The organism is Rhodococcus sp. no. 34 (genome assembly GCF_054589475.1).
On record NZ_BAAILK010000026.1, the window covers coordinates 403,450 to 409,752 of the forward strand.

General features: G+C 62.7%; 5 protein-coding genes. 4 read left to right on the plus strand and 1 reads right to left on the minus strand.

Features of this window, described 5'->3' with window-relative positions; translation table 11 throughout:
- Nucleotides 1-3: 3 nt before the first annotated feature.
- On the minus strand, nt 4-3,285 hold the full coding sequence (gene recC / locus ACYP01_RS10935) for an exodeoxyribonuclease V subunit gamma (protein WP_459679906.1): 3,282 nt from the start codon (nt 3,283-3,285) through the stop codon (nt 4-6).
- Between the two features lie 97 nt (nt 3,286-3,382).
- On the opposite strand from recC, the gene ACYP01_RS10940 reads away from it, so the two are divergent.
- The 4 genes from ACYP01_RS10940 to ACYP01_RS10955 all read left to right on the plus strand — a co-directional run.
- A complete protein-coding gene (locus ACYP01_RS10940) occupies nt 3,383-4,216 on the plus strand; it encodes an ABC transporter ATP-binding protein (protein ID WP_003945415.1) in 834 nt (277 codons plus the stop codon).
- Nucleotides 4,213-5,043 (plus strand): ABC transporter permease, encoded by an 831-nt coding sequence (locus ACYP01_RS10945; protein ID WP_065351922.1) that lies wholly within the window; start codon nt 4,213-4,215, stop codon nt 5,041-5,043. Before ACYP01_RS10940 ends, ACYP01_RS10945 begins: the two co-directional genes overlap by 4 nt.
- The gene (locus ACYP01_RS10950) at nt 5,040-5,837 is read left to right on the plus strand and encodes an ABC transporter permease (RefSeq protein WP_459679909.1); all 798 of its coding nucleotides are present in this window, start codon (nt 5,040-5,042) and stop codon (nt 5,835-5,837) included. Before ACYP01_RS10945 ends, ACYP01_RS10950 begins: the two co-directional genes overlap by 4 nt.
- A gap of 66 nt (nt 5,838-5,903) precedes the next feature.
- The coding region (locus tag ACYP01_RS10955; RefSeq protein ID WP_459679912.1) for an ABC transporter substrate-binding protein at nt 5,904-6,303 on the plus strand (400 nt) is incomplete at its 3' end.

The following is a 6,303-nucleotide window of genomic DNA, read 5'->3' on the forward strand; positions in this document are numbered from 1 at the left end:
GGGTTACTCCGCTCTTTCGTTGGTCAGCAACGGATCCCACAGTCGTCGGGCGAGAACTCCGAATCGAGTCGGTTCCTCGGCCCAGACGAATTCGTCGTCCGACGGCGGATCCGCAGCCAACTCCGCCAGTGTTCGAGCTTCTCCGAAAACGTAAGCGTTGCTTGGATCGATCATCTCGCCGTACTGCCCGGTCCACTGGGTGTCCGCACCGTTTGTCGCATCGTCGACCGACTCGCCACCAAAGCGTCGGCGCGCATATTCGGCTGAAGTAGCGGCCCACATCGGCAACGGACGCTGCAGCCCCCGCTCGCGTAGGTCCACCAGTTGCTGCAGGATCTCGACCGCATTGCCCGGCGCATCGAGCACCGACCGTGCCGCTGCGATCTTTCCCCGACCCCGTCCGATCGACACTGCATCGAGCGGACCGGGTCGTCCGTGTGATTTCAAGGCGAGGAGATTGATCCAGGCCGTCATCCGATGTTTAGGCGCCAGTGAGGAATACGACGCTCGCACCACTGAATTGCCGTGCACACCGGTTACCGTTCCGGTGAGACGACGCCCGTCACCGAGGTCTATGTCGACGTCGACAGCTTCGGAGTCTCCGTCGAAGTGCGGCAAGGCAAGTCCGGCAATCTGATCGACCACCCATTCGACGTTGCCCAGAACCGTAGCGCCCAGGTTGTAGGGCGGCAGAGTGCCGCGGCGCCACTCGGCTGCACGGAAATCCGCCGAGCTGCGTCCAGCCAAGCGCGAGAGAAGCATTCGGTCACCCAGAGCCCAGGTGGACAGTGGATCGAGCTCGGTTGCCAGCGAATCCGCGATGTCGTCGTCGAGTTCCGGTACCCGGACGCCGAGGCGTTGGCGCAGAAAACCACGCGCGGGATGTACCAGGAAGTTCACCAAGTCTGCGAGGTTCACTTCCTTCGGATGCACCTCGGGTAGCTCGGCCGACAAGACTGTCGGCAATTCGACCGGTGTTCCGGAGGCAGCCCTCGCACCGGCCAGCGCTGCCGTGTCGAAGCTGAACGGCTTGTTCGGCGCGAAGTTTCGATTGTCGAACGATTGCAACGGATGCCGTGTCAGCACCCCGTTCACAGCGTCCGGACCCACCGTCGCACTGAGTACGTCGAGAAGGCCACTGAGGGGGATCGCCGGTGGTCTGACGACACCGGTGACCGGATCGGCACCGGTATACAACAGAATCAGATGTTCGCCCGCAGACATCACGGCATCGAGAAGCAGTTGCCGGTCTTCACTGCGCAGATCGCGCTCCCCCACAACGGGATCACGTGACAAGATGTCGTCGCCGTCGACTCCACCGGTTCGAGGGAACACCTCGTCGTCGAGTCCGATCAGCACGACCACGCGATGCGGTACCGAACGCATCGGAACCATCGTGCACACCGTCAGTTCGCCGGTTCGGAAGTTGGCACGCGTCGGTCTGCCCGCGAGGCTGCGCGAGAGCATCGCGCGAACATCGGCCAGACGTAACACCGTCTCTCCGCCGAATTCCACAGCAGCTACCAGTTCGCGGTGGGCCCCCGCGCTCTGCCAGGAATCTGCGGGCGCTGTGTCGGTCAGCAGATCCAGGGCCCGCATCAGCACACGAAGCCATTCGGCCGGTGAATGTGGGCCGGCAAGATCGCGAAGCGAGACGGCCAGGCGATCGACGAACTCTGCGAAACGTCCAGTCAGGTCGATGTCTGTGCCGTCCACGTCATCGAGTGGTAGCGCGAGATCCAACCAGGCATTTTCCGATTCGTCCGCGCTGACCCCCAACAAGATTCGGTCCATGGCGGTGTTGAAGGTGTTCTGCGGAAATGCGTCGAGGCCGAACGTGGCACGCTGCCGACTACCGATTCCCCAGCGAGCACCCGCTTCCGTCGTCCATTCCCGCAGTCTTTCCAACTCGTCGTCGCCCCACGAAAAACGTGTGCGGACAGGCTCGGTCGCGGCCAGGTCGAGAACCTCACTGGCTGTGGCCCGGCCGTCGGCCAATTCGAGGAGAGAGCCGAGAACCGCCAGGACAGGATTGGTCTGACGTAATCCGCGGTCTGCCAGCCTTACTCGAAGGAGATGCCCCGGGTGGCCATGGACGCCTTGCCCGAATGCAGCACGAACCAAAGGTGCGTACGTTTCGACGTCCGGGCACATCACGAGTACGTCGCGCGGCTGCAATGTCGGGTCGTCCTCGAACAATCGGAGCAGACATTCGCGGAGCACCTCGACCTGCCGTGCCGGCCCGTGGCAAGCGTGGACCTGAACTGTCCCATCCGGTTCCGCTGCAACGCTGGGAGCACGATCTGCGATGACATCGGCCTTGACCGTCGCCAGGAGGGATTTCGGGTCGGCTGGTTCGGGAAGATGCACCGACTCGAACTCGGCGGCACCGAGGCTGATCTGAAGTTCACGAACGTCGCGAGCAAGACTCGACAGCAACGGATTGGCGGATATCAGCGCTGACCCGTCTTCCGAACGTCGGATCGTGCTCTCACTTCGAGGCGGTATGCGCGAGCTCATCTTGGTCCACAGCGCGGGGCTGGGATGCGGGAGCCAGATGTGCACGTCCCGATTCGCACTGAGTGCGCTCAAGATCATTCGCTGATCGACCGGCAGCCGGGTCGGCCCGAAGACCGACAGACGTTCCGGTAGGTCGACCAAGGCCGGGTCCTCGACCAGTGCGCGGCTCACTTGCCCCAGTCGCTCTGCGGGCCCCGGAACGTCGATCTTGTCCGCGACGATGCACCACAGACGTGCCTGCCATTCGAAATCCTCCGACAGCGCCAATCCGTGTCCGTCGGTCAACCGCCCGGCGGCCCAGTCGATCAGCATCTGCGGGCGTTGCGCGGCATAACTGCGGAAGAGTTCGGTGACATGTGTGGCGGAGGCAAACCGTCGACCTTCACGATGGCCTTCGAGATGTTTCGCCAGGACTCCGCACCAGGGCTCGCCGAGGGACTCGTCGATCACATCGAGAACCGTCCACACCAATCGCGTCGGCGACCATGGGTCGTCGTCAGCCGTGATTCCACTGACCGCGGCCACGGACTCCGCGACCAGGCGCGCGGGTGAAGGAAACGCGATGTTCGCAGAAATTCCGTCCACTGCTGACGGTCCGGACGTGCCTAGCTGGGAGGACAGCCGCTGATTGAGCCAACGCTCGACGCCCTTGGCCGGCACCGCAACAGTTTCCCGGGCGAATGGATCCGACAGCGGGGTACGGAGGAGCGTGGCCAACGCCGAGACCAAGGTGTCCGAACGCTCGGCCCGGTACAACTTCAGCAATCTTCGCTCCCCTCACTCCGTCCAGACGTCCATCTCACCACGGCGCTGTGACAGGAGACGCCGAACCAGCCTCACGCAGCGGTGACGCGCAGGCAACATGACCGCAACCGGACGTTCGTACTGTGCGGGAATGACCAGTCCCGTCACCACACCTCGCCCCGCTGGAACCGGTCTCGACATCTCCGGCCTCGGCAAGACCTTCGAGATGGGTCGTCGGTCGGTGACCGCGCTGACCGACGTGTCCCTTCAAACCAGCGAAGGCTCTTTCCTGTCTCTGCTCGGGCCGTCCGGATGCGGGAAGTCCACCGTTCTCCGCATCCTTGCGGGCCTCGATAGTCCGACGTCGGGAACGGCCCTTGTCAACGGGCAGTCGCCCGCCGAGTTACGCAAGCGCCGCGAACTCGGAATCGCCTTCCAGGATTCGGCTTTGCTGCCGTGGCGAACAGTGGCCTCCAACATCAAACTGCCCCTTCAGGTTGCCGGCATCGATCCTGACCCCGACCTGATCGCCGACCTGATCGCGCTCGTCGGCCTCGAAGGATTCGAGAAGGCCAAGCCCGCCCAATTGTCCGGCGGTATGCGTCAGCGTGTGTCGATCGCACGATCGCTCGTGGTCAAGCCGAGTGTCCTCCTACTCGACGAACCCTTCGGCGCGCTGGACGACATGACCCGTCAACGGCTCAACATCGAATTGCTCAGAATCTGGACCGAAAAACCCGCGACCACGTTGATGGTGACTCACGGAATCGCCGAAGCCGTGTTCCTCTCCGACGTCGTCGCCGTCATGACGCCGCGGCCCGGACGCGTCCTCGAAGTCGTGCCGATCGACCTGCCGCGCCCGCGTACACCCGAGATGATGCGTACACCCGAGTTCCACGAGATCCACGACTACCTCTCTGGACTGCTCTTCGGAAAAGCAGGCGTCGCATGACAATTACCGATATCGAGAACGTCGCGACCGCGGCGGCGCAGCCATCTGTACCGCGCCGGATCCGATTGAAGCGTCCAACGTGGTTCGGCGGTGCAGTCGGTATCTGCGGACTGATCGTGCTCTGGTGGATTCTGGCGGCGGCCGGTGTTGCGGGAGGCACGATTCCGACGCCGTGGGTGGTTGTCTCGACGATGTTCGACGACGGTTGGTCGCTGTACGGACCCAATTTCACCGTCACGGCTTCCGGTGCGCTGCAGGGCTTTCTCTGGGGAAACCTGCTGGCGATCACGCTTGCCGTGCTTGTCGTTCTCATTCCGCCCATCGAGGGGTTGGCCACACAATTGGCAATCCTGAGCTACTGCACACCGCTGTTGGCGCTCGGCCCGATCATCCTGGTCGTCTTCGGCGGCCGGACCCCCACGATCTTTCTCGCCGCGATGTACTGCTTCTTCACCACGATGGTCGGCACACTCGCCGGCCTGAGATCAGCAGACAAGACGAGCCTCGATCTCGTCGCCGCCTACGGCGGTGGGCGTTGGCAGAAGTTCACCAAAGTTCAACTTGTGAGCGCACTTCCGAGCACCTTTGCCGCCCTCAAGATTGCTGCACCTTCGGCCGTACTGGGTGCAATTCTCGGTGAGTATCTCGGCGGGGTGGACAGCGGGATCGGCGTCGCACTCACAGCCGCTCAGACGTCGTACAACGTCCCGCGAACGTGGGGAATGGCTATCGCCGCCGCCTTGCTCGCCGGTCTGGGGTACGCCGTCGTCGCAGCGATCGCCCGGCTCGTCACCCCGTGGACGAGCGCTCCGGGAGCACAGAAATGACCGCGGTACGAGGAACATTGAGATTCCTCGCCCCGATTGCCATCGCCTCGGCGCTGTTGCTTGTCATCTGGGTGGTCTTCCTCAACGCCTTCCCCCAGGTCGGCCCGCGTGTGGGAAAGACGCCGGCCGACGTCTGGGAGTACCTGTTCTCCGGCCCAAAATCCGCCGACGCTCGTTCGGGCATCATCGACAACCTGTTCATCACTCTGCGCGACGCCGGTGTCGGCTTTGCCGTCGGAATGACTGCCGCGCTCGTGGTGGCATCGATCTTCGTCGTTTCCCGCACTGTCGAACAGACTTTCATGCCCGTTGCAATGCTTCTACGATCTGTTCCTCTCGTTGCGATGACCCCGATCATCGTCCTGATATTCGGCCGCGGAATCGTGGGTGTGACGGTCATGGTTGCGATAGTGGTGTTCTTTCCGGCCCTGGTCATGATCATGGTCGGTCTGCGCGCCGCTCCAACTCAGGCACAAGACCTCATCGTTGCGTACGGCGGGAGTCGTTGGACCGCATTGCGAATGGTGTCCGTACCGTCCGCACTTCCGGCTGTGTTCGCCGCTGCACGAGTATCCGTACCCGGCGCCTTGATCGGAGCACTGATCGGCGAATGGCTCGGTAGCGGCCAAGGCTTGGGTTCGAGCATGATCAAAGCCATTCCGCGCTACCAGTACAACGAATTGTGGGCATCTATCGTGGTGATCACCGTGGTGTCGATCGTCCTCTACGCCGTGGTCGGGATCTTCGAAAGCATCGCTCTGTCTCGTTTCGGTCCTTCGGCGGGCAAGTCGTGACATCTGTTAACACGACCTCAACAAACTCTCTCTCCCAAGCAAACTGAACGAAACCGACTGGCCCTAGTGTTCCGATTCATGACGCCATTCAAGCCCGTCCGCCAGCTGGACCGCAGGGCCTTCTTCCGCTACTCCGCGCTGACCGGCATCGCAGTCGCCGGTAGTGCGTCATTGCTCGCGTGTAGCAGTGACTCCGGCAGTTCGAGTGGCGGAACCACGGACGACGGTTCCGAATTCGGAACAGTTGCAGTGCAGTTGTCCTGGATCAAGAACATCGAGTTCGCCGGTGAGTACTTCGCTCTCGACAAGGGGTACTACAAGAATGCCGGCTTCGGAAATGTCGACCTGGTGGCAGGCGGCGCAGCCGGCACCGGCGTCGAAGCCGGCCTGGACACCGGCAAGGTGTGGATCGGAATGTCCGCACCGCAGCTCACAGCCCCCGCCGTACTCGACGGACTGGAGGCAA